Source organism: Streptomyces sp. NRRL S-31, assembly GCF_000718775.1.
Classification (GTDB): Bacteria; Actinomycetota; Actinomycetes; order Streptomycetales; family Streptomycetaceae; genus Streptomyces.
This window is the reverse complement of record NZ_JOCB01000023.1, coordinates 1-23638: the sequence shown is the minus strand read 5'-3', so window position 1 is coordinate 23638 and position 23638 is coordinate 1. Positions and strand designations below refer to the sequence as shown.

Here is a 23638-nt window from a genome sequence, read left to right as displayed (position 1 = left end):
GGTCAACTGCCGCCCGCGGAGGGGCCGTTCACTCGACCGGATGGCAGATTCCAGGTGCGTCTTCCACCGAGGACGAGCAGCGGTGTACGATCCCGCGCCCCCTGTCCCCACTCCTCAGTCGGCGTACCCTTTCGCCACACTCGCGATGTATTGCCGGGATGCCTCCACATTGAGGGACTGTGCCCGCAGATGTTCGTACATCACGGCGTACTTCTGCACGTCCTGCGCCTTCTCCAGGTAGAGGTCGCTGGTGACGCCCTCGAGGTACACCACGCTGGAGTCGGCCGCGTCGGCGAACTCCAGGATCGCGTACTGACCGTTGAGGCCCGGGTGCGCGCCCACGTCGAAGGGCAGCACCTGCACGGTGACGTGCGGCAGCTGGGACATCTCGATCAGGTGCTCCAGCTGCTCCCGCATCACCAGCCGGCTGCCCACGACCCGCTTCAGCGCGGCCTCGTCCAGCACCACCCACAGCCGGAGCGGGTTGCGCTCGGCGGTGATGCGTTCCTGGCGGCGCATCCGCACCTGGACCCGCTTCTCGATCTCGGCCGTGGACGTCTCCGGCAGCGCGCCCCGCACCAGCGCCTCGGCGTACGCGCGGGTCTGCAACAGGCCGGTCACCAGCTGGGGTTCGTAGACCCGCAACGACTCGGCGTCGGTCTCCAGCCCGATGTAGACGCTGTACGGGATGTCGCCGAAGGTGTGCCACCAGCCCTGCTGCCGCGAGTCCCGGGCCATCTCCATCAGCGAGTCGACGATCCGCTGGTCCTCGACCTCGTAGACCCCGCACAGATCGCGTACGTCGCGCTGGCTGATGCTCCTGCGGCCGTTCTCCAGGCGGCTGATCTTCGACTGCGACACGAGCAGCCGCTCCGCCACCTCCTCGGCCGTCATGCCCTTGAGCTCGCGCAGTCGGCGCAGCTCCTGGCCCAGCCGGCGCCGCCTGACGGTGGGATTGACATTGGACGCCACGGGACGCGCACCTCCGGCTGCCTGCCTGCTACTTAACACTTTCCGTATCTGCTGTTGAGCAGACTGCCACCAAGGCGCTTTCCACCGCTGGGAAACGGAAGATGTGCGGCACACCCTCACTCCCCGGACACAGCCGAGCGGGGCGGCGAGACCAGTGGTCTCGCCGCCCCGCTCGGACCTGCGGCTCCCGAACCGGGCCTGTGGTGACCGAAGTCGCGGCTCAGTGGGCCACGGCACGGGCCATGGACCCGTGTCGCGGCTGCATCGGAACCGCGCGTGCGGGTTCCGGTGCGGTCCTGGCTCCGGGCGCGGCCTGCCGGCCGGCCGGGGCCGGACCACGGCGCGGCTGGGCGGCCGCACCGTTCTGCACGTCCATGACGGCGTGGGCGACAAGCCCGCCCATGGGGTCGTGCCGGATCAGATCCCGCAGCCGGGACCGGGACGACCGCCCCTCGTTCCCCGGATACAGGTGCTTGCCGAGCCCGACGGCGTGCGCCAGGGCGGCGAGCGCCGCGGTCCGCGGGTCCGGCGGTACGCCGGTGCGGATCGCGGAGTCCAGCCGGGAACGGATCTCCCGGCTGATGGCGGTGTCCGTCGCCTGGTACCGCGTCGTCGGCAGCACCCCGCACATCTGGCCGGCCACGGCGGCGACCATGCCGCACCGCTCCAGATGCGAGAGGTAGGTCTGCCTGAGACCCAGCCTGGGCCCGCCGATCCAGTGGACGGCACGCACCGGAGCGCCACGCCTTCGCAGCAACTCCAACGCGCAGTCCAGAGTCGGATCTCCTGTCGGCCGTGGCACCACCACGGCGATACGATCCCCGTCTGGGGCTATCCGTCCGGCCAGCGCCAGCTCCACAAGCTGTGCACCGGCCAGACCGAGGTCGAGCGACTGCGGCTGCGCAGTGGTACCCGTGGCCGGGTCCAGTGCCAGCAGCAGAAGCTCTTCCGGAAGTGTTCTGCGGCTCCTGCCCATCCATGCCTCCCCGCGTGGATGAATGACAGGGTGACCCCTCTCACATTGGTCTGTCGAGGGCGCGTGACCGGTTCGTAAGGGAACCGGTAGGTATGTCGTTCTCGTCTACCACAGGGGCCAAGCCCCCACACAGGACACTGGTACATGGTTCGGACAGGGCGCGCACGTGGCGTGCGACGCATGGAGGAGGCATCGGTGGCGGGCGAGTCCCCCGACAGGTCGGAGCAGCGCGAGTCGTCGGCGGAACCGACGTCGCGGAGCACGGGTCCGGTTCCCGAGGCACGTGATCCGCGGGTCGCCGCGGCTCGCGAGAAGGATTCCTCGGCCGGGGGCACGGACACGGCGACGAAGGTCCTGACGGTACGGACCGAGGCCCCCGAGGAGCCGAAGGAGCCCGCCGGCACCGACGATTCCCCCGAGGACCCCGCTCTGCGCGCCGCGGTCTCGGCCTGGGTCCGCGACCCGGAGACCGACGCGACCGCAAAGTCCGGGAAGACGGACGCGGCTGACGCGGCGGCCCCGGAGACGGGGGTAAAGGCCGGGGAGCCGACCGACTCTGAGGGCCCGTCGGGCGCGAACGCGGACGACGACGGGGACGGCGAGAAGCCCGAGAAGGCCGCCGACACCGGAGCCGACGCGGCCTCCGGCGCCACGAAGGCCGAGGTGGGCAAGGCCGGTGCCGGTGCCGGTGCGGACGGCGGGGCCGACGCGGACGCGCACGCCGAGGACGAGACGGACGGCGGGGCGGACGCGGAGAAGGACGCGGAGGCCAAGTCCGACGCGGACGCCGAGCCCGACGCGGACGCCGAGCCCGAGACGGACGCCAAGCCGGACGCGAAGAGCGACGCGAACGCGAAGAGCGACGCGGAGGCGGACGCGAAGAAGGACGCGGACGCCGGGGACGAGACGCGCGACGCGGACGAAACGCACACCGAGGCCAAGACCGACACCAAGGCGAAGACCGACACCAAGGCCAAGGCGAAGACCGGCACCAAGGCCAAGGCCAAGACCGACGCCAAGGCCAAGGCCGACGCGGACACCGAGGACACCAAGGGCGGCGCGGGCGAAGGCGCGGCCGGACCCGCGGTCGCCGACGGCGGGGACGACCCGCAGGGGCCACCCACGGGTGACGACGAGAGCCGCACGGGTGGTGCGGGTGGGAAGACGGACGCCGGCGACGGCGAAGCCGGAGCAGCGGACGGAACCCCGGACACCGGCGGAGCCCAGCGCCCCGGCAAGGCGGACGCCGTGGACCAGCCGACCACCGCCTTCAAGGCCGTACAGCCGAAGAAGCCGGCCGTCGACCAGCCGACCACCATGCTCAAGCTCGGCGGCGAGCCCAAGGCCCCCCGCCCCGCGCGGGAGTCCGACGCCGAGCGCACCAGCAAGTTCGTCGCGCTCAAGGACGACATGCGCCCGGCCGGCAAGGCGCCCGCCGGCAAGGCGCCCGCGCCCAGGGCCACCCCCGCGGACGCCACCACCCCCGTCCCCCGGATCGGCCCCGAGCGCACCACCCGGCAGCCGCTCCCGCCCAAGCCCCCGCTGGACCTGCTGGCGGAGCTGACGAACACGCCCCCGCCCCCGGAGACCCCGGTCCGCACGCTCGTGCGCCGGGTCAAGATCTGGACGCCCCTGGTCCTGCTGCTGGTGGTGATCCTCGGGGTCGTGCAGGCGGTGCGCCCGCTGCCGTCCCCCTCGCTCGCGCTCACCGCGAAGGACGGCTACACCTTCGAGGGCGGCCCGACGAGCCTGCCGTGGCCAGGTGAGGGGCAGGGCTGGATCGACGTGGACGGCATCGGCTCGATGGGCCACTTCGGCGAGCAGAAGCCGGTGGCCATCGGCTCGGTCGCCAAGACCATGACCGCGTACATCATCCTGCGCGACCACCCGCTGAAGGCGGGGCAGGACGGTCCGAAGATCAAGGTCGACGCCAAGGCGGAGAAGGAGGGCGGCTACGACAAGGACGGCGAGTCCACGCTGAACACCGTCAAGGCCGGCCAGTCCCTCACCGAGAAGGAGGCCCTGTCGGCCGTCATGATCCCCTCCGCCAACAACATCGCGCGGCTGCTCGCGCGCTGGGACGCGGGCTCGGAGGCGGCGTTCGTCAAGAAGATGAACGCCACCGCCAGGCAGCTGGGCATGACCGGTACGACGTACACCGACCCCTCGGGCCTGAAGGAGACCACCGTCTCCACGGCCGGGGACCAGGTGAAGCTGGGCCGCGCCGCCGTCCGCATCCCGGCCCTGGTCGCCATCACCAGCGCCGCCAGCTGGACGGACCCCTCCGGCCGCAACTGGCCCAACTACAACGAGCTGCCGTACCGCATCGGCGCGATCGGCATCAAGACCGGCAGTACCACCGCGGCCGGCGGCAACCTGCTCTTCGCCTCCCGCAAGAAGGTCGGCGGGCAGACGGTCACCCTCGTCGGCGCGATCCTCGGCCAGAACAAGCCGACGATCCTCAAGACGGTCAACGAGGTCAGCAAGACCGCGCTGCTGGCCGCGCAGTCCGCGCTGACCTCGGCGAAGATCCTGAAGAAGGGCGACGTCGTCGGCTACGTGGACGACGGGCTCGGCGGCCGGACCCCGATCGCGGTCACCCGGGACGTCACCGCGGCCGGCTGGTCCGGTCTGAAGGTGAGGCTGTCCTTCGCCCCCGGGACGGTCCCGCACACCGCGAAGGCGGGCACCGTGGTCGGCACGCTCACCGTGGGTGACGGCTCGGCCGGCGCGGTGAAGGTCCCGGTGGCCCTCCGGCAGGATCTCGCCGAGCCCGGCCTCGGCGCCAAGCTCACCCGCCTCGGCTGACCGCCGCCGCCCCGGGTCCGCCCGGGGCACGCCCGCGCACCCCGTCGACGTAAGCCCCACCCGGGGCCCTCGCGGCGGGGTGCGTGCTAGCGTCACGAATCGGGGCAGGTCGACGTTGACGGGACACGGCCGCGCACTGGACGGGAAACGGCCGGGAACTCCGTGGGAAGCGGCCGCGAACAGAAGACGGGACACGGGGAGTGCCTTCAGGTGGCCACAGCGGAGCCGACACGCGCCGACGACGCCGATCCGGGCCCGGGATCGGGCGCGCGAATACGCGTGCCCACGTCCGGCACCACGCCGGACACGGCCGCTGAGGCACCGGGCGGACCGGCGGACGCCCCGGCGGCGGAGCCGGACGGTCCCGGCGGAGCCTCCCGGACCCGCGCCGCGCTCGAACCGCTCAGGCAGCGGCTGATGCGGCACCCCGTGCTGTCGATGACGGTCCTCGCGGGTGTGCTGCACATCATCTGGTTCTTCACCTTCGCGAACAGCGGTGGCGATCTCGCCGCGCAGGACGCGTGGGCGGAGTTCGTCGGCCGGCACCCGGACTCGGCGTACAACCTCGCCTGGTACGGGGGCATGCACCCGGTGTCGTACAGCGTGGTGTCGCCGTACCTGATGTCGGTCCTCGGCGTCCGTACGACGATGATGGTCGCCGGGACGGTGTCGGCGGGCCTGCTGACGCTGGTGCTGATCCGCAGCCGGGCGGTGAGGAACCCGCTGGGGGCCTCGCTCGCCGGGATCTTCGCGCTGCTGTGCAACGCGATCTCCGGGCGGGTGACCTTCGGGCTCGGCATGATGTTCGCGCTCGGCGCGGTCGCGGCGGTGTTCTGCTGGCCGCACCGGTGGCGGTTCAAACGCTGGGCGAAGGCCCTGGTCGCCGCCCCGCTGGCGGCGCTCGCCACGATGGGCTCGCCGGTCGCGGGGCTGTTCGTGGGCCTGGCCGCGGTCGCCCTGTTCCTCCAGAAGCGGCGGCCGGGCGCCTGGGCGCTGGGGCTCGCGCCGTCGGCGGTGGTCGCGGTGTCGGCCTGGCTGTTCCCGTTCTCCGGCACCCAGCCGATGGGCATCGGCTCGGTGATCCTGCCGCTGCTGTACGGGCTGCTCTGCCTGTTCCTGGTGCCGAAGGAGTGGATCACCGTCCGGCTGACGGCCGCCGTCTACAGCGTCGCTGTCGTCCTGGTGTGGCTGATCAGCTCGCAGATCGGGTCCAACATCTCCCGGCTGCCGATGCTCTTCGCGGGCGCCGCGCTGATCGCGGCCCTGCCGTACACCGTGCCGAAGTCCCGCAAGTGGTACCTGACCGTGCTGGCGTTCGCCGGCTTCGTCGGCTGGATCGGCTACAAGACGGTGGACGACATCATCCACACCACCCCGGCCGCGTCCTGGGCGCGGGAGCTGGCCCCGCTGGTCAACGAGCTCCAGCAGGGCGGCGCCGAGAAGGGCCGCGTCGAGGTGGTGCCGGCCCGCTCGCACCGCGAGGCCTCCGCCCTCGCGCCGTACGTCAACCTGGCCCGCGGCTGGAACCGGCAGGCCGACATGGAGCGCAACCCGCTCTTCTACGACGACACGCTCAACTCGGCGAACTACCACGAGTGGCTCCAGCGGTGGGCCGTGCACTACGTGGTGCTGCCCAAGGACAACCCGGACGGGTCCGGCGGCGAGCGCGAGCGGGCGCTGCTGCGGCGCGGCATGCCGTATCTGACGCAGGTCTGGGGCGACGCCAACTGGCAGCTGTTCAAGGTGACCGATCCGACGCCGCTCGCCGAGCCGAACGCGGTGGTGGACCGCGCCGACGAGGTGGAGATGACGCTGCGGGTGCGCAAGCCGGGCCGGGTGCTGGTGCGCATCCCGTACTCGCCGTGGCTGAGCGTCGTCGACGAGCAGGGCAAGAGCCTGAAGCCGCCGCAGGCGTCCCCCGGCACGCCGAAGACGTACCGGAACGTCAACGGGTGCCTGACGCAGACGGAGGAGGACGCGAACGGGGACCGGTGGACGGTGCTGCTGGCGCCGAAGGCCGGGACGTACCGGCTGGCCGCCCCCTACCAGCTGCCGCGCGGTACGCCGTGTCCGACCGAGCTGACGGCGCCGTGACGGTCAGCGGAGCTGGTCGACGTACCGGTCGGTGCCCGGCACCGTGGGGATGAACGGCGCCACCAGCTCCACCCGGCCCAGGCCGGACGCGGCCACCTGCTCCTCGAGACCGGTGAAGTGCTCCGCCCAGCACTCCCGGGGGTCCCGCTCCAGGAACCACAGCAGGGTCAGCCGGGTGTCCACGCCCTCGACCTGCCTGACGTAGGTCATGCGGTCGCCGGGCAGCGGGGTGGGCCGGAAGACCGTCACCAGCGCGGCCGGCGAGCCCGCCACCCGCTCCGGCAGGTGGCGGGTGCGCAGCCACCGGAGCAGTGCGGCCCGGCCCTCCGCCGACTCCGCGTCGATCACCTCCAGCACCAGGCCGGGGTACGGGTGGTCGAGGGCGTGGAAGTCGCGCGGCCCGGCCGCGCCGTCCCGGTAGACGGTCGTCTCGTGGTCCTGGAAGGCCGTGAAGACGTGGGTGCGGTCGTGGTAGACCCGGGCGTCCCGGCCCAGCCGCCGGTTGATGGCGGCCGTCCACCTCATGTGCTCGGCGTAGCGTCCCGCGGTGATCCAGTAGGTGGACAGGTAGCAGCCGGCGGTGACCGGCCGGGCCACCGCCGACTCCGCCGGGCGGTGCAGCAGTCGCAGCTCCCGGGTCGCGACCCAGCGGCGGCCCGCGTACATCCAGGGCATGGCCATCGCGCCGGCGTAGTAGTGGTCGTCCTCGTACCAGCGGTTGTACGCGTACTCGTGCCCGGGGTGCGGTTCGACCATGGTGATCAGGGCGTGGCCGGGGAGGCCGTCATGTCACTGCTCGCCGGACGGACCGTCGTCGTCTCGGGGGCCGGACCCGGGCTCGGCCACCAGGTCGCCTCGGCCGTGGTGCGGGAGGGCGGGAACGCGGTGCTGGGGGCGCGCACCGGGGCCCGGCTCGCCGAGAGCGCGGCCGCGATCGACCCGGAGGGCGCGCGCACGGCGTACCGGGCGACCGACATCACCGACGAGGGGCAGTGCGAGGCGCTGGCGGCGGTGGCGCGGGAGCGGTTCGGCGCGATCGACGCGGTGGTGCAGGTGGCCGCCTGAGACTCGTACTTCGGCGGGCCGGCGGACGCCGACTTCGCGGCCTGGGCGGCGGTCGTCGACGTGAACCTGCCGGGGTCGCTGCGGATGGCCCGGGCGTGCCTGCCGGGGCTGCGGGCGGGCGGGGGCGGCGCCGTGGTGTTCATCGGCACGCAGTCGGCCGTGGCGGCGCCCTCGCAGGTCAGGCAGGCCGCGTACGCCGCCTCGAAGGGGGCGCTGACCAGTGCGATGTACTCGCTGGCGCGGGAGCTGGGGCCGTACCGGATCCGGGTCAACTCGGTGCTGCCGGGCTGGATGTGGGGGCCGCCGGTGCGGGCGTACGTCCGGTTCACGGCGCAGGCCGAGGGAGTGGCGGAGGAGGAGGTGCCGGGCCGGCTGACCGAGCGGATGGCGCTGCCGGACCTGGCCACCGACGGGGACGTGGCGGACGCGGCGGTGTTCCTGGCCTCGGACCGGGCGCGGGCGATCACGGGGCAGTCGTCGCTGGTCAACGCGGGGGAGCTGATGCGCTGACGGAGTCGTCCCACCCTGCGCGATCGTTCATGTCTGTGAACGTCGGTCATCAAGTCGAACCTTTTTACCGCGACTTGACCTTACGCTTGCTTGTCGTGTTCACGCAGGCGGACCCACGATCGGGCACATGAACAGTCTCGACTGGGCCGTGCTCATCGGCTACTTCGGTGTGATGGTCGCGATCGGCGTCTGGTCGCACAAGCGCGTGGACAACGTCTCCGACTTCTTCACGGCCGGCGGCAAGATGCCCTGGTGGCTCTCCGGCATCTCGCACCACATGTCGGGCTACAGCGCCGTGATGTTCACCGGATACGCGGGCATCGCCTACACCTACGGCGTCACCTCCTTCATCACCTGGTCCTTCCCCATCGCCCTGGGCATCGCCATCGGGTCGAAGCTGTTCGCGCCGCGCGTCAACCGGCTGCGCTCCCGGCTCCATGTGGCCTCCCCGCTGGAGTACCTGAAGAACCGGTACAACCTGCCGACCCAGCAGGCGCTCGCCTGGTCCGGTCTGCTGCTGAAGATCGTGGACGTGGGCGCCAAGTGGGCGGCGATCGCCACCCTGCTCTCGGTCTTCACCGGGGTCTCGCTGAACCAGGGCATCGTCATCACCGGCGCGATCACCGCCGTCTACTGCACCATCGGCGGCCTGTGGGCGGACGCGCTGACCGAACTCGGCCAGTTCGTCATCCAGTTACTGGCCGGCGTGTCGATGTTCGTCGCCGTGGTGATGAAGCTGAGCGACAAGGACATCGGCTTCCTCGGCGCCTGGGACGAGCCCGCGCTGCACGGCCATGGCAGACCGCTGGTCGGCCCGTACGGCACGGTGTTCCTGCTGGCGTTCCTGTTCATCAAGCTCTTCGAGTACAACGGCGGCATGCTCAACCAGGCCCAGCGCTACATGGCCACCGGCAGCGCCTACGAGGCCGAGCGCTCGGCCCGGCTGTCGGCGGTGCTGTGGCTGGTCTGGCCCGTGATCCTGTTCTTCCCGATGTGGATGTCCCCGCTGCTGGTGCACGCGCAGAAGCCGGACGGCTCCGACTCCTACGCCCTGATGACCGAACAACTGCTGCCGCACGGCCTGCTGGGCCTGGTCATCGTCGGCTTCTTCTCCCACACCATGGCCATGTGCTCCTCCGACGCCAACGCGATCGCGGCCGTCTTCACCCGGGACCTCGCGCCGGTGCTGTCGGCGCGGGCACGGGCCTGGGGCGAGCGGTCCGGACTGGTCGCGGCCCGGGTCACGACGGTCGTCTTCCTCGGCCTGTCCATGGCGGTCGCGACCCAGGTCAACTCCCCCGCCTTCAAGGACATCATCACGGTCGTCATCAAGTGGGTGGCCGGGCTGATGGGCCCGATCGCGATCCCGATGATGCTCGGTCTGCTCCGCGCCTTCCGCCGCTCCGGGCCGACGGCGGCGCTCACCAGCTGGGCGGCGGGCCTGCTGGCCTTCTGGCTCGTCAACTACCCCGTCAGCTGGCACGTCGACGGCGGTGTGCCGCTCCAGTACCAGGTCTCGATACCGCTCGCGGTCTCCCTGGTCCTGTACATCCTGATCGGCCGTCTGAAGCCGGAGGACACCCCGGCCCGGCTGGCCGTCATCGAGAAGGTCAACACGGACGGGGACGCGGTCGCGGCGGTACCGGCGCCGGCCGTGGCGGGCGACGACGTCCTGGGATCGCCCAACCGGCCGCTGTAGCCTCCCGGTCAGGCCCGCGGATACCGGGCCAGCCAGCCCGGCGACGCGCCGGTCGGGCCGTGCAGCGCGGGGCCCTGGGTCATCTCCATCGCGAAGTCGTCGGCGAGTTCCAGGATCGTGGGGCGGCCCTCCAGCTCGGCCAGCCAGGCCGGCGGGAGGGCCGTCTCGCCGTGCAGGGCGCCCAGCAGGCCCCCCGTCAGCGCGCCCGCCGCCGCCGACGGCCCGCTCTGGTTCACCGCCAGGCACAGCCCGTGCCGTACGTCCTCCCCCACCAGCGCGCAGTACACGGACGCGGCCAGCAGCCCGTCCGCCGTGCCGTCGCCGGCCAGCTCCGCCACCCGGGCCGGGGTCGGCATGCCCTGCCGCACCGCGCCGAGGGCGTGCCGGAGGGCGTCGGAGACCGGCTGGTGGCCGGGGCGGGCGGCGAGCAGGGCGAGCGCCCGCTGCACGGCCCCGTCCAGGCTGTCGCCGCGGGCCAGCGCGTGCACGATCACGGCGTACGCGCCCGCCGACAGATAGGCGAGCGGATGGCCGTGGGTCTGGGCCGCGCACTCCACGGCCAGCTGGACGACGAGCTGCGGCTCCCAGCCGACGAGCAGTCCGAACGGCGCCGAGCGGGCCACCGCCTCCGGGCCCGCCTCCTCCGGGTTCTTCGGCGCCTCCAGCGTGCCCATGGTCGTATCGCCGAACCCGATGAGCAGGGCGCGGGCCGGGTCGCGGCGGACGTACAGCCACTCCTCGCGGGCCAGCCAGCCGTCGTCCGCGCGCCGTTCGTCGGGCCCCCAGTCCCGCTGGGTGGCCGCCCAGCGCAAGTACGCCCGGTGCAGATCGGTCGGCGGGTGCCAGGCCCCGGTGTCCCGGCGCACCTGGGCGCGTATCAGCCCGTCCACCGAGAACAGGGTCAGCTGGGTGTGATGGGTGACGGCGCCGCGCCGGCCGTGCCCGGGGGCCAGGTCCAGCAGCCCCTCGGCGCCGTACGCGGACCGGATCTCCTCCAGTGACAGCGCGTCGACGGGCCCGCCCAGCGCGTCGCCCACCGCGACACCGAGCAGCGCGCCGCGCACCCGGCCGCGGAAGTCCTGCTGTTCGGCACGGCCCCAGACGGCACCGGACGTCGCACCCACCAGACCTCCCCACGCCACCGTCCGCCTGTACGACGCAAGGCACTGTAATCGACCGGGAAGCGCCCGTTCAGTGGGACAAAACCGCCCCGGCGGCGCATTACCGCCGCTTCCCCGCGGTTTTCCGCCGTCCGGCCGGCCGGGCCCCGCCGGGTTCGCGCCCCGATGACGGCGTCCGTGGCCCAATGCCCTTGCAATGGGCCGGTGTTCGTCGGAGAGAATCCCCGCATGACCACCACCCCCGCCCGCCACAGCGGCCTCCGGCTCGCCGCCGGTGTGCTCACCGGCATACTCGCCCTCTACATAGCCCTCGTCGCCCTCGGGAACATCACCGACTTCGGCACGAACCAGCAGTTCGTCCGGCACGTACTGGCGATGGACACGACGTTCCGGGACGACGACCTGATGTGGCGGGCCGTCACCAGCACCGCCCTGGAGGACACCGCGTACGTCCTCATCATCGTCTGGGAGACCGCGGCGGCCGTGCTGCTGATCCTGGGGACGTACCTGTGGGCGCGGCGCGCGGACGACAGCGCGCGGCGCTGGTCCACCTACGGGCTGCTGATGCTGCTGACGCTCTTCGGCGCCGGGTTCATCGCGATCGGCGGGGAGTGGTTCGCCATGTGGCAGTCGAAGACCTGGAACGGGCTGGACGCGGCGACGCGGATCTTCCTGCTCAGCGGGGTGGCGCTGATCGTCAACCAGCTGCCCTCCCGGCAGCCGGACGCTAGCTGACGACGGCCACCAGCGTGCCCTGGTCGCCGAAGGACCACAGCGCGGCTCCGTCCTCCTTGTGCATGCGGATGCCGCCCAGCTTCTGGCCGTTCGCGGGGGGTGGGGAGGCACCGTCCAGCGCGTTGGAGAAGGCCACGTTCACGCCGTCGGTCTTGGTGAAGTACATGACGTGCTCGATCTCCACGCCGTCCGAGCCCTTGAGGGACTGGGTGCGCAGGGTGATCGAGTAGCGGCCGGGCCGCGGGTCCACCGTGCCCGGCCACACCGCGAACGTACGGACCGGCTTGCCGGTCGCGTCCACCAGCCACACCCGCTCCCGGCCGAGCGAGTAGACGATCCGCCGGCCCTCGCCGGACGCGTCCGGCAGGGCGGGCGGCTGCGGCGGCCGCGGGGACGCGGACGCGTGGGCGCTCGGCGACGCGGACGCGCCCGGCCTGGCCACGGCCGCCGTGGGATGCGGCGCGTGGTCCGCCTGTACGGCGAGGGCGACGACGACCGCGGTCGCCCCCGCCGTCAGACCGGTGACCCAGGCCCAGGAGGGCAGTAGGGCAGCCACGGGACGCATCTCCTCCGCTACGGGTCCCCGTCCAGGATCGGGGGTCGGATCATCGTACTCAGTCCAGGACCGGCAGCAGATCCGGCAGGTGCCCGTCGGACGCCTCGGCTGCCCGCTGCCGCTCCTCGGGGACCTCGCCGTAGAGCGTGGTGCGCGGCTTCGCGGGTCGGCCGGCCGCCTCCGCCACCGCGACCAGGTCGCGGACCGACTTGTACGAGCCGTAGGAGGAGCCCGCCATGCGGGAGATCGTCTCCTCCATCAGCGTCCCGCCGAGGTCGTTCGCGCCGGAGCGAAGCATCTCCGCCGCCCCCTCCGTGCCCAGTTTGACCCAGCTCGTCTGGATGTTGGGGATCCAGGGGTGCAGGAGCAGCCGGGCCATCGCCGTCACCGCCCGGTTGTCCCGCATGGTGGGGCCGGGCCGCGCGATCCCCGCCAGGTACACCGGCGCGTTGGTGTGGATGAAGGGCAGGGTCACGAACTCGGTGAAGCCGCCCGTCTCCCGCTGGATGCCGGCCAGCGTGCGCAGGTGGCCGAGCCAGTGGCGGGGCTGGTCGACATGGCCGTACATCATCGTGGAGGACGAGCGGATGCCCAGTTCGTGCGCGGTCCTGATCACCTCGGTCCAGGTGGCCGTGGGCAGCTTGCCCTTGGTCAGCACCCAGCGGACCTCGTCGTCCAGGATCTCCGCCGCCGTGCCGGGGACGGAGTCCAGCCCCGCCTCCTTGGCGGCCGCCAGCCACTCGCGGATCGGCATGCCGGTGCGGGTCGCGCCGTTCACCACCTCCATCGGGGAGAAGGCGTGCACGTGCATGCCGGGGACGCGTTCCTTCACCGCCCTCGCGATGTCGAAGTACGCCGTGCCGGGCAGGTCGGGGTGGATGCCGCCCTGCATGCACACCTCGACCGCGCCGACCTCCCACGCCTGCCGGGCCCGGTCCGCCACCTGCTCCAGCGAGAGCGTGTACGCGTCCGCGTCCGTGCGCCGCTGGGCGAAGGCGCAGAACCGGCAGCCGGTGTAGCAGACGTTGGTGAAGTTGATGTTGCGGGTGACGATGTAGGTGACGTCGTCACCCACCGCCGACCGGCGGACGTCGTCGGCGACCCGGCACAGCGCGTCCAGCGCCGGGCCGTCGGCGTGCAGCAGGGCCAGGGCCTCGGCGTCGGTCAGCCGGGTCGGGTCGTCGGCCGCCGTGCGCAGCGCGCCCCGCACGTCGGCGTCGATCCGTTCCGGGACCATGCCGGGGGCCGCCGCCTCGCGCAGGGCCTCCCAGTCGCCGTACACCTCGTCGAAGTCGGCGCGCCGGTCGCCCGTGCGGCCCTCGGTGTCGACGGCCGTGTGCAGATCTGTGCGGCCGGAGGCGGTGAACACCTCCTCCGGCTCCTGCCAGGGGCGGCCCCGGACCTCCGCGTCCGCCAGGGCGAGGCCCGTCTCCGGGTCGGCGAGGGCGGACACGTGCGGGCGCAGCCGCGGGTCCAGCCAGGGCTCGCCGCGCCGGACGAACTCCGGGTAGACGCAGAGGCGTTCGCGCAGCTCGAAGCCGGCCGCCCGGGACCGCTCGGTGAGTTCCTCCAGCCGCGGCCAGGGGCGTTCGGGGTTGACGTGGTCGATGGTCAGGGGCGACACCCCGCCCCAGTCGTCGATGCCGGCGCCGATCAGCCGCTCGTACTCGGCGTCGACCAGGTTCGGCGGGGCCTGGAGGCAGGCGCCCGGGCCCATGATGTGCCGGGCGACGGCGACCGTGGCGACCAGGTCGTCCAGGTCGGCGTCCGGCATGCCGCGCATCGCCGTGTCCGGCTTGGCGCGGAAGTTCTGGATGATCAGTTCCTGGATGCCGTGGTAGGCGCGGGCGACCTTGCGCAGCGCGAACAGGGACTCGGCGCGCTCCTCGTGGGTCTCGCCGATGCCGATGAGCAGCCCGGAGGTGAAGGGCACGGAGGAACGGCCGGCGTCCTCCAGCACCCGCAGCCGGACCGCCGGTTCCTTGTCCGGGGAGCCGAAGTGCGGGCCGCCGGGCTCGGACCAGAGCCGGGTCGCGGTCGTCTCCAGCATCATGCCCATGGAGGGGGCCACCGGCTTCAGGCGCTGGAAGTCCGTCCACGTCAGGACGCCGGGGTTGAGGTGCGGCAGCAGGCCCGTCTCCTCCAGGATGCGGACCGAGACGGCGCGGACGTAGGCGATGGTGTCGTCGTAGCCGTGCGCGTCCAGCCACTCGCGCGCCTCCGGCCAGCGGTCCTCCGGCTTGTCGCCGAGGGTGATCAGGGCTTCCTTGCAGCCGAGGGCGGCGCCCTTGCGGGCGATGTCCAGCACCTCGTCGGGGGACATGAACATCCCGTGCCCGGCGCGGCGCAGCTTGCCGGGCACGGTGACGAACGTGCAGTAGTGGCACTTGTCCCGGCACAGCCGGGTGAGGGGGATGAAGACGCTCTTCGAGTACGTGATGACGCCGGGCCGGCCCGCCGCGTCGAGCCCCGCGTCCCGCACCCGGGCGGCGGACGCGGCCAGGTCGGTGAGGTGCTCACCGCGCGCCTGGAGCAGCACCGCCGCCTCGGCGACGTCGAGGGCGACGCCGTCCCGGGCGCGTTTGAGGGCGCGACGCATGGAGTTCTCGGTCGGGCCGGTTCCGGAGGTCGCGGAAGTCGTCATCCTTCGAGGATACGGACGCACTGATCACGGCCGGGGTGTGCGTCCCGACGACAGCAGCGGGGCGTAGGCGTCGAGCGCGCGCAGCACCTCCGTCCGGCCGGCCGGCGGCAGCTGCACCACCACTTCGCCGATGCCCAGTTCGGCGTAGTGGGCGAGCTTGCCGGGGGTGGGCTGGACGGCGTAGGGGACGACCTGGAGGTCGGCCGGGTCGCGGCCCGCGTCCGCCCAGACCGAGCGCAGCACGGGCAGGGACTCGGTGAGCCCGCGCCCGCCGATCGGCAGCCAGCCGTCGGCGTACTCGGCGATGTGCGCGAACAGCTTCGGCCCGGCGGCCCCGCCGACGAGCGTACGGGGGCCGACGACCCGGCCGCGCGGCTTCCGCACCGGCTTGGGGTGGGCGTGGCTGGCCCGTACGCTCCCGAACTCCCCGTCGTACGCGGTCGGTTCGTCGGCCCACAGGGCCTGCATCAGCCGGACCCGGTCGCGGACCAGGTCGCGGCGGGTGCGCCAGGTGACGCCGTGGTCGGCGGCCTCCTCCACGTTCCAGCCGTAGCCGAGACCGAGGGTGAAGCGTCCGCCGGAGAGGTGGTCCAGGGTGGCGACCTGCTTGGCGAGGGCGATGGGGTCGTGCTGGGCCAGGAGGGTGATGCCGGTGCCGAGGCCGAGGCGCTCGGTGACGGTGGCCGCCTGGGCGAGGGCGACGAAGGGGTCGAGGGTGCGGCCGTACTCGCGGGGCAGGTCGCCGCCGGCCGGGTACGGGGTCGTCCGCTCGGCGGGGATGTGGGTGTGTTCGGGGAGGTAGAGACCGGCGAAGCCGCGCGCTTCCAGCTCCCGCGCGAGCTGGACGGGGGTGATGGTCTCGTCCGTGAGGAAGATCGTGACGGCGATGCGCATGGGGCATCGTACCGACTGGTTGGTCGCCCGTCAGGAGCGCGTGCGGCCACCGCCCGGAGGCTCGGCGAAGCGGTGGCCGGAAGTCGTCCCCGCGCGGACGCCCGGGCGCACCGACGGCGGCCACCGGTTCTCCGGGACCGTCAGCAGACGGTGATCGTGAAGACGCGGAAGGCGGCGCCGGTGTGGGCACGCGGGACGGTGGTCAGGGTGGGGTACGGGGACGGGGACGGGGACGCCGTACCGCCGGGGCCCAGGGTGGACCGGTCGCCGGGGCCGGGGCCGGTGCAGGTGTACAGCGGGCAGTGCAGCAGCCGCACCGTGGTCCTGCCCGGGGCCAGGGCGGTGAAGTCGAAGGACCGGGTGGAGCCGGTGGCGCCGGGGGCACCGTCGCCGCCGCCGGTCGCCCGTTCGCCCCGGTACGACAGCACGGCGGAGTCCGGCCGGGGGTCGGCGAGGTACCAGTGCTCGCCCAGGGTCGGGGCCGAGGGGACGGTGAGGGAGAACCGTTCGCCCGGTGCGGCGGTGACGTCTTGGTGCCCGATGCCGTACTCGGTGGCGGCACTCCCGCCGGAGGCGGCCGTCGGCTCCGGGGTGCCGGTGCCGACGCCCCGCCCGCAGCCGGTGAGGGCGAGCAGGCAGAGCAGCGCGGCCGGGCCGAGGAGCGGTGCGCGTGGGGTCATGGTCGGTCCCTCGGTCCGGGGCGGGTGCACGGCGGCGCGGGCGTCGGGCGGCCGACCGCCGCCTGCCTCCGCCCCGCCGGACCTCGACCGTGCGACCGTGCGGCCGTGCGACCGTGCGCAGACGCGCCCCATGGGCTCCCCGTTGCGGCGGATCGAGGTCCGGGGGAGGCTAACACGGGCCGTCCGTACAGCCGTCGACCCGTCACCCGCACCGCCCGGGGCGGCCCCACCCGCCCCGCGAGGGCGCCGCTCCGGCGCTCCCGCGGGGCACCCGCCAGGAGAGACCGGTGACGCAGGCTACGACGCCGACGGGCTGCCGTACCGCGAGCGCGCCCGGCACGGCTGCCCCGCCCGGCGGTCCGGCCTCGTTGATCTGCGGGGTGATCGCCCACTTGGCGGGCTCCACGGCCGCGTACCGGCGGAACCGTGCGGGAACTCCGTGGTCTCCATGTCCTTCACCGTAGCGCCGATCTGACGGGCCGTCAGCTGTGCCGTCCGGCCGTCCGGGATGCGAAGACCGTGTGAGGGGCTTGTGGACCGCGGCCCCCGCCCTGTGATCGGCGTCTCGCACGGCTGACGCAACCGCCCCTAACAAGGCAAACTGACGGAGTTGTTCGTGACGCCGAGGGGGACGAACGCATGGACGGTGGGCCGCGAGTACCCGAGCAGCGGCGCGCCGGCTCCGCGGGGACCGCGGAGACCGGCCCGCTGCGCTTCGGCGTGCTCGGTCCGGTGCGGGCCTGGCGCGGCGCGCAGACGCTCAGCACGGGCTCTCCCCAGCAGCGCGCCCTGCTGGCCGCCCTGCTGCTGCGGGAGGGCCGTACGGCGACGGCGGCGGAGCTGATCGACGCCCTCTGGGGGTCCGAGCCGCCCTCCCAGGCGCTCGCGGCGGTCCGCACCTACGCGTCCCGGCTGCGCAAGATCCTCGACGCCGGGGTGCTGGTCAGCGAGTCCGGGGGCTACGCCGTCCGCGGGCTCGGCGAGGGCGCCCTGGACGTGTCGGTCGCGCAGGACCTGGCGGCGGAGGCGGAGAAGGCGCGGGCGACGGGTGACCTCGGCCGGGCCCGGACCCTGCTGAACCAGGCCCTGGCCCTGTGGGACGGCGAACCGCTGGCCGGCGTCCCCGGCCCGTACGCCGAGGCGCAGCGGGCCCGGCTGGAGGAGTGGCGCCTCGGCCTGCTGGAGACCCGCCTCGACCTGGACCTGGAACAGGGCTGCCACGCCGAGGCGGTCTCGGAACTGACGGCCCTGACGGCCGCCCACCCGCTGCGGGAGCGGCTGCGCGAACTGCTGATGCTGGCGCTGTACCGCAGCGGCCGCCAGGCGGAGGCGCTGGCGGTGTACGCGGACACCCGCCGCCTGCTGGCGGAGGAGCTGGGCGTGGACCCGCGCCCCGGCCTCAGCGACCTCCAGCAGCGCATCCTGCGGGCGGACCCGGCCCTGGCGGAACCGTCGGCCCCGGCCGCCGAGCCGCCGGCGCCGCCCGTCCGGCCCGCCCAGCTCCCCGCCACCGTCCCCGACTTCACCGGGCGGGCCTCCTTCGTCTCGGAACTGAGCGCGGTCCTGTCCTCCGCGTCCGAGGCGGAGGGCCGGGTGATGGCGGTCTCGGCGCTGGCGGGCATCGGCGGCGTCGGCAAAACCACCCTGGCGGTGCACGTGGCCCACCAGGCGCGGTCCGCCTTCCCCGACGGCCAGCTGTACGTGGACCTCCAGGGCGCGGGCCCCCGCCCGGCGGATCCGGAGACGGTCCTGGGCTCCTTCCTGCGCGCCCTGGGCACGGCGGACACGGCGATACCGGACTCCCTGGAGGAGCGGGCGGCGCTCTACCGCTCGGTCCTGGACGGCCGCCGCGTCCTGGTCCTGCTGGACAACGCCAAGGACGCGGCGCAGGTGCGCCCGCTGCTGCCCGGCACGGAGGGCTGCGCCGCCCTGGTCACCTCCCGGGTCCGCATGCTGGACCTGGCCGGTGCCCATCTGGTCGACCTGGACGTGATGTCCCCCGAGGAGGCCCTCGCCCTGTTCACGAAGATCGTGGGCGAGGAGCGGGTGGCGGCGGAGCGGGAGGCGGCCCTGGACGTGGTCGCGGCCTGCGGCTTCCTGCCGCTGGCGATCCGCATCGCGGCCTCGCGCCTGGCGGCCCGCCGCACCTGGACGGTCTCCGTGCTGGCGGCGAAGCTGGCGGACGAGCGCCGCCGGCTGGACGAGCTCCAGGCCGGCGACCTGGCGGTCAAGGCCACCTTCGAGCTGGGCTACGGCCAGCTGGAACCGCTCCAGGCCCGGGCCTTCCGCCTGCTGGGCCTGGCCGACGGCCCCGACATGTCCCTGGCCGCGGCGGCGGCCGTCCTGGACCTGCCCGCGGAGGACGCCGAGGACCTGCTGGAGTCCCTGGTCGACACCTCCCTCCTGGAATCGGCGGCACCGGGCCGCTACCGGCTGCACGACCTGGTCCGGCTGTACGCGAGGTCGTGCGCGGAACGGGGCGAGGAACCGACGGCGGAGCGTGAGGCGGCCCTCTCCCGCCTGCTGGACTTCTACCTGGCCACCACGGCCGGGGTGTACGCGATCGAACAGCCCGAGGACCGGCTCATCGACAACCTGGAGCCGACCCGGTACCCGGGGCTGCGCTTCACCGAGGGGGCGGCGGCCCTCGACTGGCTGTACACGGAGGCGGCCTCGCTGCTGGCCTGTGTACGGCAGGCCGCGGGGACCGAGCGGTTGCGGCGGGCCGTCGACCTGCTCTGGGTGGCCAAGGACCTGACCGAGTCGGGGGCCAGCTCCTACCAGTACGAGATGACGGCGCGGGCCACCTGCGAGGCCACCCGCGCCCTGGGCGACGTGTGGGCGGAGGGCCGGGCGCGGACGGTCCTCAGCGATGTGCTCCTGGTCTCCGGCCGCATCCGGCAGTCGGACGAGGAGGCCCGCGTCGCCATGGAACTGGCCGGCGGCGTGCGGGACTCCACCGCGGTCAGCTGGGTCGCCAACAACCGCGGGCTCATCTGCCTGCACCAGGGCCGCTTCGCCGACGGCAAGACCTTCTTCGACCAGGCCCTCGAAGGACTGCGGGCCGCGGGGAACCGGCCCTTCGAGGCCACCGTCCTCGGCAATCTCTCCCGCGCCTACCTGGGCATGGGCGAGACCGCCAAGGCGGTCGAGATCGCGCGGCGCGGCCTCGCGGCGCACAGTGAGATCGGCCGGTCCGTCCGCCTGGCCAACAGCCACTTCGCCCTCGGGGTGGCCCTGACCCAGGCCGACTCCCCCACCGAGGCGCTGGAGGAGTTCTCCGACGCGATGCGCATCTTCCACGACCACCGGCAGCGGCTGTGGGAAGGGGTGACCCACTTCCGGATCGCCCAGGTGCACCTCGCCATGCACCACCCGACCCACGCGGCCCAGCACGCGGAACAGGCCCTCAACCTGGGCTGCATCGGGGGCGACCGGATGCGGGGCAACGTCCTGACCCTGCTGGGACGGGCACTCGGCGAACTGGGACAGGTGGACCGGTCCCATGCCTGCTGGCGCGAGGCGCTGAATCTCTACGAGCAGAGCGGCGCTCCGGAGGCCGAGGACGTACGCCCGCTGCTCACGGCCGTTTCGGGCAGGTGACGGCCTTCCCCTCCGCACCGGCTCGGCGGGCGTTCAGCGTTTGTTTATCGCCACCCGGCATGGTCTTGGTGGGAAGACCGTCGCGTCGGGGGGCAGGCGGTCCGACCAGGAGCCCGACCGGCTAAGGTGCGGCTCCGAACACCCGTCCGGCTGCGCTAGGGGGAGCTACCGGACGGGTGTTCCTCACTCGTCACACCCAGCAGAGGAACCCAGGCCCATGAGCGAGCAGAACAAGGACACGGCCGTCGCCCAGATGAACAACGCGATGCCCACGCCGCCGGCCAAGGACGAGCCGGTCGGCACGCTGGACAACGCCACGCCCGGCGAGCCGGCGGCCACCGACGAGACGATCACCACGCTCAACAACGCCATGCCCGCCCCGCCCGCCCTGGACCTGGACGGCACGAAGTAGCCATCACCACGACGGGGGGGATCGGCCGCGGCGGCGCGGAGGGGGAGCCGCCGCGGCCGATGCGTTTCCGGGGGGAGCCCGCCTCTGGGGGAGTTCGCCTCTCAATCCCGCCCCCGCAGCACCCCCTTCGCCACCTTGCCGGTGGCGTTGCGGGGCAGGTGGGGCAGGAACGTGACCGTTCTCGGGACCTTGTGGTTCGCCATCTCGCGGCGGGACCAGGCGATCAGGTCGTCGGCGGTCAGGAGCGAGCCCGGGCGGCCGACGACGTAGGCCCTGGCGACCTCGCCCAGGCGGGGGTCCGGTACGCCGACGACCGCCACCTCCGCCACTTCCGGGTGCGGGGCGAGCCGTTGCTCTATCTCGGCGGGGTAGGCGTTGAAGCCGCCGACGATGAACATGTCCTTCAGGCGGTCCGTGACGCGGAGGTTGCCGTCCGGGTCCAGGACGCCCACGTCGCCCGTGCGCAGCCGGCCGTCCGGGGAGACGGCCTCGGCACTCGCCCAGCAGGTATGAGGCGACCCCGCAGGCCGTCCCGCGCACCGCGGCCACGACCGGCTTCCACAGGTCGTTGGCGCGGCGGATGCCGTACGGGGAGGCCGCGCGGATGATGCTGATGGGCACGGCCGAGCGGATGTCCGCCCGGCGGGCCCACGAGGTGGGGCTGGTCTCCGAGGTCACCGAGAAGGGCGGCGCGCCGGCGGGCGCCGTGCGCTGCGCCACCGTGATCGCCGGTTACCCGACGGAGGCCGTGCAGGGGACGGTCCGGGCGCTGTGGGCGGCCGGGGAGGCGGCGCGCGCGCAGGCGTTCGCGCAGGCTCCGCACCTCATCGCGCTGGGCAATCTGCCGGCCGGGCGGCAGACGCAGCTGTTCGCCGGCCGGCGGCGGGAGTTCCGGGTGCGCTAGGCGGTTTCGTCAGCGCGCGAGCCGGGCCGTCCCGTCCACGTCGCAGTGGTCGAGCAGGTCGATGTGGGCCTCGCGCGTGAACGGGACGCGGACCGTCTTCGTCCCCCTGGCGGGTACGGAGACGTCGGCGCGGCCGGAGTCGATGGCGGGCGGGGTCTCGGGCAGGAACATCACGTCCACGGTGAAGGTGGCCCTGCGGTCGTTCGGGTTGGAGACCTCCACCGTGGCGTACGGCCGGCCGGCGGTCGCGCAGCTGATCAGCTTCGCCGTGCCGTCCCGGGTCGCCCCGCCGTCGCCGCTGCCGGAGGGGGTGGCGGTGGGCCGGTGGGTGCGCCGGTAGGAGCCGCCGCCGGTGCCGGAGCCGTCGTCGTCCGAGCCGTACGTCGAACCGCCCGAGGAGTCGTACGAGGACCCGCCCGAGGAGCCGTACGAACCGCCCGACGATCCGCCCGACGTGGACGACGAACCGTCGTGGTCCTGGTGCGAGCTGCTGCATCCGCCCCCGCCCCCGCCGCTCCCCCGGCTGTGGTGCCGGCCCGTCGAGAAGCCGGTCAGGGCGAGTACCACCAGGGCCAGTACGGCCGTGAACCTCAGCGAGCGTGTCCCCGTAGGCATGTTCATGCCGCCACCTTAGCCACGGGCCGCACCGCCTGGCGGGTGCGGTGCGCCCGGGGTAGCGTCAGCCGTGGACGGCCGCCGTCTGGAGCCCTTCCGTGAGAATCCCGGTACGACGGCCGTCGCGCGGCTCACGCGGTCCGCGCGGTTCCGGTGCCCTTCTCCGCGTCCAGCGCGTACACGCACCGGTCCTTGCTGCACGCGTACACCACACCGTCCTTGACCACCGGGGACCCGGTGATCTCGCCGCCCGTGGCGAGCTTCCAGCGCAGCCGGCCGTCGTCGGCCTTGAGGGTGTAGAGGAGGTGGTCGGTGGAACCGAAGTGGATGCGGCCCTCCGCGACGACGGGCGCGCCCACGACGTCACCGCCCGCCTGGAAGCGCCACTTGGGGGTGCCGGTGACGGCGTCCAGGGTGTAAAGGCCCTTGCCGCTGCCGACGTGCACGTGCCCGGCGGCGACCAGCACCGGATCGACCGAGGAGCGGGCCTCGGTGGCGATGCGCCAGCGGTCGCGGCCGTCGGCGGCGTCCAGGGCGTAGACCGTGCCGAGGTAGTCGGCGAGGTAGACGCCGCCGCCGGTGACGGCCGGGCCGGGGGCGAAGGCGGGCGGACTCAGGAAGACCGCCGGGGCCTCGAAGTGCCAGCGGACCATGCCGCTCACCGCCTCGATGGCGAGCACCCGGGTGCCGGCGCTGACGTAGACGCAGCCGTCGGGGGCCGCGGTGAGCCGGACCGGGACACCGCCGCAGGAGGCCGCGTCACCGATGGGGTACGACCAGCGCTCCTCGCCGGTACGGGCCTCAAGGGCGCGCAGCCGGGCGTCCTGCCAGACGTAGACGGTGCCGTCGTGCACGGCCGGGCCCGCCTCGGGGGACTCGAAGTCGGTCTGGCAGCCGGTGATCTCCCACAGCTTCTGCCCGCCGGCCGCCTCCCACGCCTGGACGCCGCCGCCGCGGGTGCCGGTGACGACCGTGCCGCGGTCGGCCTTGAGCGAGTACACCCAGGCGTCCGTGGACAGCCGCCACAGGTCGGTGCCCTCGCGGGCGTCCAGGGCGAACAGGGTGGGGCCGTCGGAGGCGTGGACGCGGCCGTCCGCCACCGCCATGGACCAGGCGACGTCCCGGGTCTTGAAGCGGCGGCGGCCGCTGCCCACGTCCAGGGCGTGCACCTCGAAGGAGGTGACGTAGACCAGGTCGCCGTCGACGGCGGGGGTGCCCCACACGTCGTTGGACATGCGGAACCGCCAGGGCCGCCAGCCGGCCGCCGTCTCCGGGGGCTGCGGCGGCGCGGGCGGTACGGCGGGGTCGGCGCCGGCCGGGCCGGGGCGCGGCCGGGACCAGCCGGCCACC

At 73.4% G+C, this 23638-nt stretch carries 15 protein-coding genes and 5 pseudogenes; 8 read left to right on the top strand and 12 right to left on the bottom strand.

What is annotated here, in order from left to right; translation table 11 throughout:
- Positions 1 to 114: 114 nt before the first annotated feature.
- Entirely contained in the window at positions 115 to 972 is an 858-nt protein-coding gene (locus IF37_RS0111830; protein WP_030740334.1) for a helix-turn-helix transcriptional regulator, read from the bottom strand.
- A gap of 220 nt (positions 973 to 1192) precedes the next feature.
- Entirely contained in the window at positions 1193 to 1948 is a 756-nt protein-coding gene (locus IF37_RS0111825) for a GPP34 family phosphoprotein (RefSeq protein WP_030740331.1), read from the bottom strand.
- A gap of 180 nt (positions 1949 to 2128) precedes the next feature.
- On the opposite strand from IF37_RS0111825, the gene IF37_RS0111820 reads away from it, so the two are divergent.
- Entirely contained in the window at positions 2129 to 4756 is a 2628-nt protein-coding gene (locus IF37_RS0111820; RefSeq protein WP_030740328.1) for a D-alanyl-D-alanine carboxypeptidase, read from the top strand.
- 210 nt (positions 4757 to 4966) lie between these two features.
- Positions 4967 to 6850, top strand: coding sequence for a hypothetical protein (locus IF37_RS0111815; protein ID WP_030740326.1), 1884 nt, complete (start codon positions 4967 to 4969; stop codon positions 6848 to 6850).
- Between the two features lie 3 nt (positions 6851 to 6853).
- Here IF37_RS0111815 and IF37_RS0111810 read toward each other — a convergent pair.
- Positions 6854 to 7627 (bottom strand): annotated as a pseudogene (locus IF37_RS0111810) (hypothetical protein); the annotation flags it as partial.
- A 9-nt stretch (positions 7628 to 7636) separates the two neighbouring features.
- On the opposite strand from IF37_RS0111810, the pseudogene IF37_RS39275 reads away from it, so the two are divergent.
- Positions 7637 to 8425 (top strand): annotated as a pseudogene (locus IF37_RS39275) (SDR family oxidoreductase).
- Positions 8426 to 8552: 127 nt separating this feature from the next.
- Positions 8553 to 10124 carry a sodium:solute symporter family protein gene (locus tag IF37_RS0111800; protein WP_030740320.1) on the top strand — a complete coding sequence of 524 codons (1572 nt, stop codon included), beginning with the start codon at positions 8553 to 8555 and terminating at the stop codon, positions 10122 to 10124.
- An 8-nt stretch (positions 10125 to 10132) separates the two neighbouring features.
- On the opposite strand, the gene IF37_RS0111795 is transcribed toward IF37_RS0111800, so the two are convergent.
- On the bottom strand, positions 10133 to 11248 hold the full coding sequence (locus IF37_RS0111795) for an ADP-ribosylglycohydrolase family protein (protein ID WP_030740317.1): 1116 nt from the start codon (positions 11246 to 11248) through the stop codon (positions 10133 to 10135).
- 225 nt (positions 11249 to 11473) lie between these two features.
- Here IF37_RS0111795 and IF37_RS0111790 point away from each other — a divergent pair, with 225 nt between their 5' ends.
- Positions 11474 to 11980, top strand: a complete 507-nt coding sequence (locus IF37_RS0111790; RefSeq protein ID WP_030740315.1) for a DUF2165 domain-containing protein — start codon at positions 11474 to 11476, stop codon at positions 11978 to 11980.
- On the opposite strand, the gene IF37_RS0111785 is transcribed toward IF37_RS0111790, so the two are convergent.
- The 4 genes from IF37_RS0111785 to IF37_RS39270 all read right to left on the bottom strand — a co-directional run bounded on the left by IF37_RS0111785 (position 11973) and on the right by IF37_RS39270 (position 16754).
- Complete coding sequence (locus IF37_RS0111785; RefSeq protein ID WP_173456778.1) at positions 11973 to 12545, bottom strand: hypothetical protein; 573 nt, start codon at positions 12543 to 12545, stop codon at positions 11973 to 11975. The genes IF37_RS0111790 and IF37_RS0111785 overlap by 8 nt on opposite strands.
- A 49-nt stretch (positions 12546 to 12594) precedes the next feature.
- Positions 12595 to 15180: a bifunctional FO biosynthesis protein CofGH gene (locus IF37_RS0111780; protein WP_030740308.1), complete on the bottom strand. Its 2586-nt coding sequence runs from the start codon at positions 15178 to 15180 to the stop codon at positions 12595 to 12597.
- A 24-nt stretch (positions 15181 to 15204) separates the two neighbouring features.
- Positions 15205 to 16074, bottom strand: a complete 870-nt coding sequence (locus tag IF37_RS0111775) for a TIGR03619 family F420-dependent LLM class oxidoreductase (protein ID WP_030740305.1) — start codon at positions 16072 to 16074, stop codon at positions 15205 to 15207.
- A gap of 140 nt (positions 16075 to 16214) precedes the next feature.
- The gene (locus IF37_RS39270) at positions 16215 to 16754 is read right to left on the bottom strand and encodes a protease inhibitor I42 family protein (protein WP_158727329.1); all 540 of its coding nucleotides are present in this window, start codon (positions 16752 to 16754) and stop codon (positions 16215 to 16217) included.
- A 639-nt stretch (positions 16755 to 17393) separates the two neighbouring features.
- Here IF37_RS39270 and IF37_RS0111765 point away from each other — a divergent pair.
- Positions 17394 to 20357, top strand: a complete 2964-nt coding sequence (locus IF37_RS0111765; protein ID WP_030740299.1) for a BTAD domain-containing putative transcriptional regulator — start codon at positions 17394 to 17396, stop codon at positions 20355 to 20357.
- A 217-nt stretch (positions 20358 to 20574) separates the two neighbouring features.
- Positions 20575 to 20769: a hypothetical protein gene (locus IF37_RS0111760; RefSeq protein WP_030740296.1), complete on the top strand. Its 195-nt coding sequence runs from the start codon at positions 20575 to 20577 to the stop codon at positions 20767 to 20769.
- A gap of 101 nt (positions 20770 to 20870) precedes the next feature.
- Here the strand turns inward: IF37_RS0111760 and IF37_RS0111755 are convergent.
- A pseudogene (locus IF37_RS0111755) lies at positions 20871 to 21269 on the bottom strand (fatty acid--CoA ligase family protein); the annotation flags it as partial.
- Positions 21262 to 21345 (bottom strand): annotated as a pseudogene (locus IF37_RS45680) (enoyl-CoA hydratase/isomerase family protein); the annotation flags it as partial. The pseudogenes IF37_RS45680 and IF37_RS0111755, both read right to left, overlap by 8 nt.
- Here IF37_RS45680 and IF37_RS0111750 point away from each other — a divergent pair.
- Positions 21338 to 21673: pseudogene (locus IF37_RS0111750) on the top strand (enoyl-CoA hydratase/isomerase family protein); the annotation flags it as partial. The pseudogenes IF37_RS45680 and IF37_RS0111750 overlap by 8 nt on opposite strands.
- Before the next feature lie 9 nt (positions 21674 to 21682).
- On the opposite strand, the gene IF37_RS0111745 reads toward IF37_RS0111750, so the two are convergent.
- Positions 21683 to 22294 (bottom strand): hypothetical protein, encoded by a 612-nt coding sequence (locus IF37_RS0111745; protein ID WP_253915740.1) that lies wholly within the window; start codon positions 22292 to 22294, stop codon positions 21683 to 21685.
- Between the two features lie 125 nt (positions 22295 to 22419).
- Positions 22420 to 23638 (bottom strand): PQQ-binding-like beta-propeller repeat protein (locus IF37_RS0111740; RefSeq protein ID WP_030740284.1); only part of this gene is annotated, 1219 nt, incomplete at its 5' end.

What these genes read in the sequence shown, in the direction of transcription:
- IF37_RS0111785 (WP_173456778.1), bottom strand. Translation starts at nt 12,545, where the DNA reads ATGCGTCCCGTGGCTGCCCTACTGCCCTCCTGGGCCTGGGTCACCGGT.
- IF37_RS0111775 (WP_030740305.1), bottom strand. Translation starts at nt 16,074, where the DNA reads ATGCGCATCGCCGTCACGATCTTCCTCACGGACGAGACCATCACCCCC.
- IF37_RS0111800 (WP_030740320.1), top strand. Translation starts at nt 8,553, where the DNA reads ATGAACAGTCTCGACTGGGCCGTGCTCATCGGCTACTTCGGTGTGATG.
- IF37_RS0111760 (WP_030740296.1), top strand. Translation starts at nt 20,575, where the DNA reads ATGAGCGAGCAGAACAAGGACACGGCCGTCGCCCAGATGAACAACGCG.
- IF37_RS39270 (WP_158727329.1), bottom strand. Translation starts at nt 16,754, where the DNA reads ATGACCCCACGCGCACCGCTCCTCGGCCCGGCCGCGCTGCTCTGCCTG.
- IF37_RS0111780 (WP_030740308.1), bottom strand. Translation starts at nt 15,180, where the DNA reads ATGACGACTTCCGCGACCTCCGGAACCGGCCCGACCGAGAACTCCATG.
- IF37_RS0111820 (WP_030740328.1), top strand. Translation starts at nt 2,129, where the DNA reads ATGGAGGAGGCATCGGTGGCGGGCGAGTCCCCCGACAGGTCGGAGCAG.
- IF37_RS0111745 (WP_253915740.1), bottom strand. Translation starts at nt 22,294, where the DNA reads ATGAACATGCCTACGGGGACACGCTCGCTGAGGTTCACGGCCGTACTG.
- IF37_RS0111790 (WP_030740315.1), top strand. Translation starts at nt 11,474, where the DNA reads ATGACCACCACCCCCGCCCGCCACAGCGGCCTCCGGCTCGCCGCCGGT.
- IF37_RS0111825 (WP_030740331.1), bottom strand. Translation starts at nt 1,948, where the DNA reads ATGGGCAGGAGCCGCAGAACACTTCCGGAAGAGCTTCTGCTGCTGGCA.
- IF37_RS0111765 (WP_030740299.1), top strand. Translation starts at nt 17,394, where the DNA reads ATGGACGGTGGGCCGCGAGTACCCGAGCAGCGGCGCGCCGGCTCCGCG.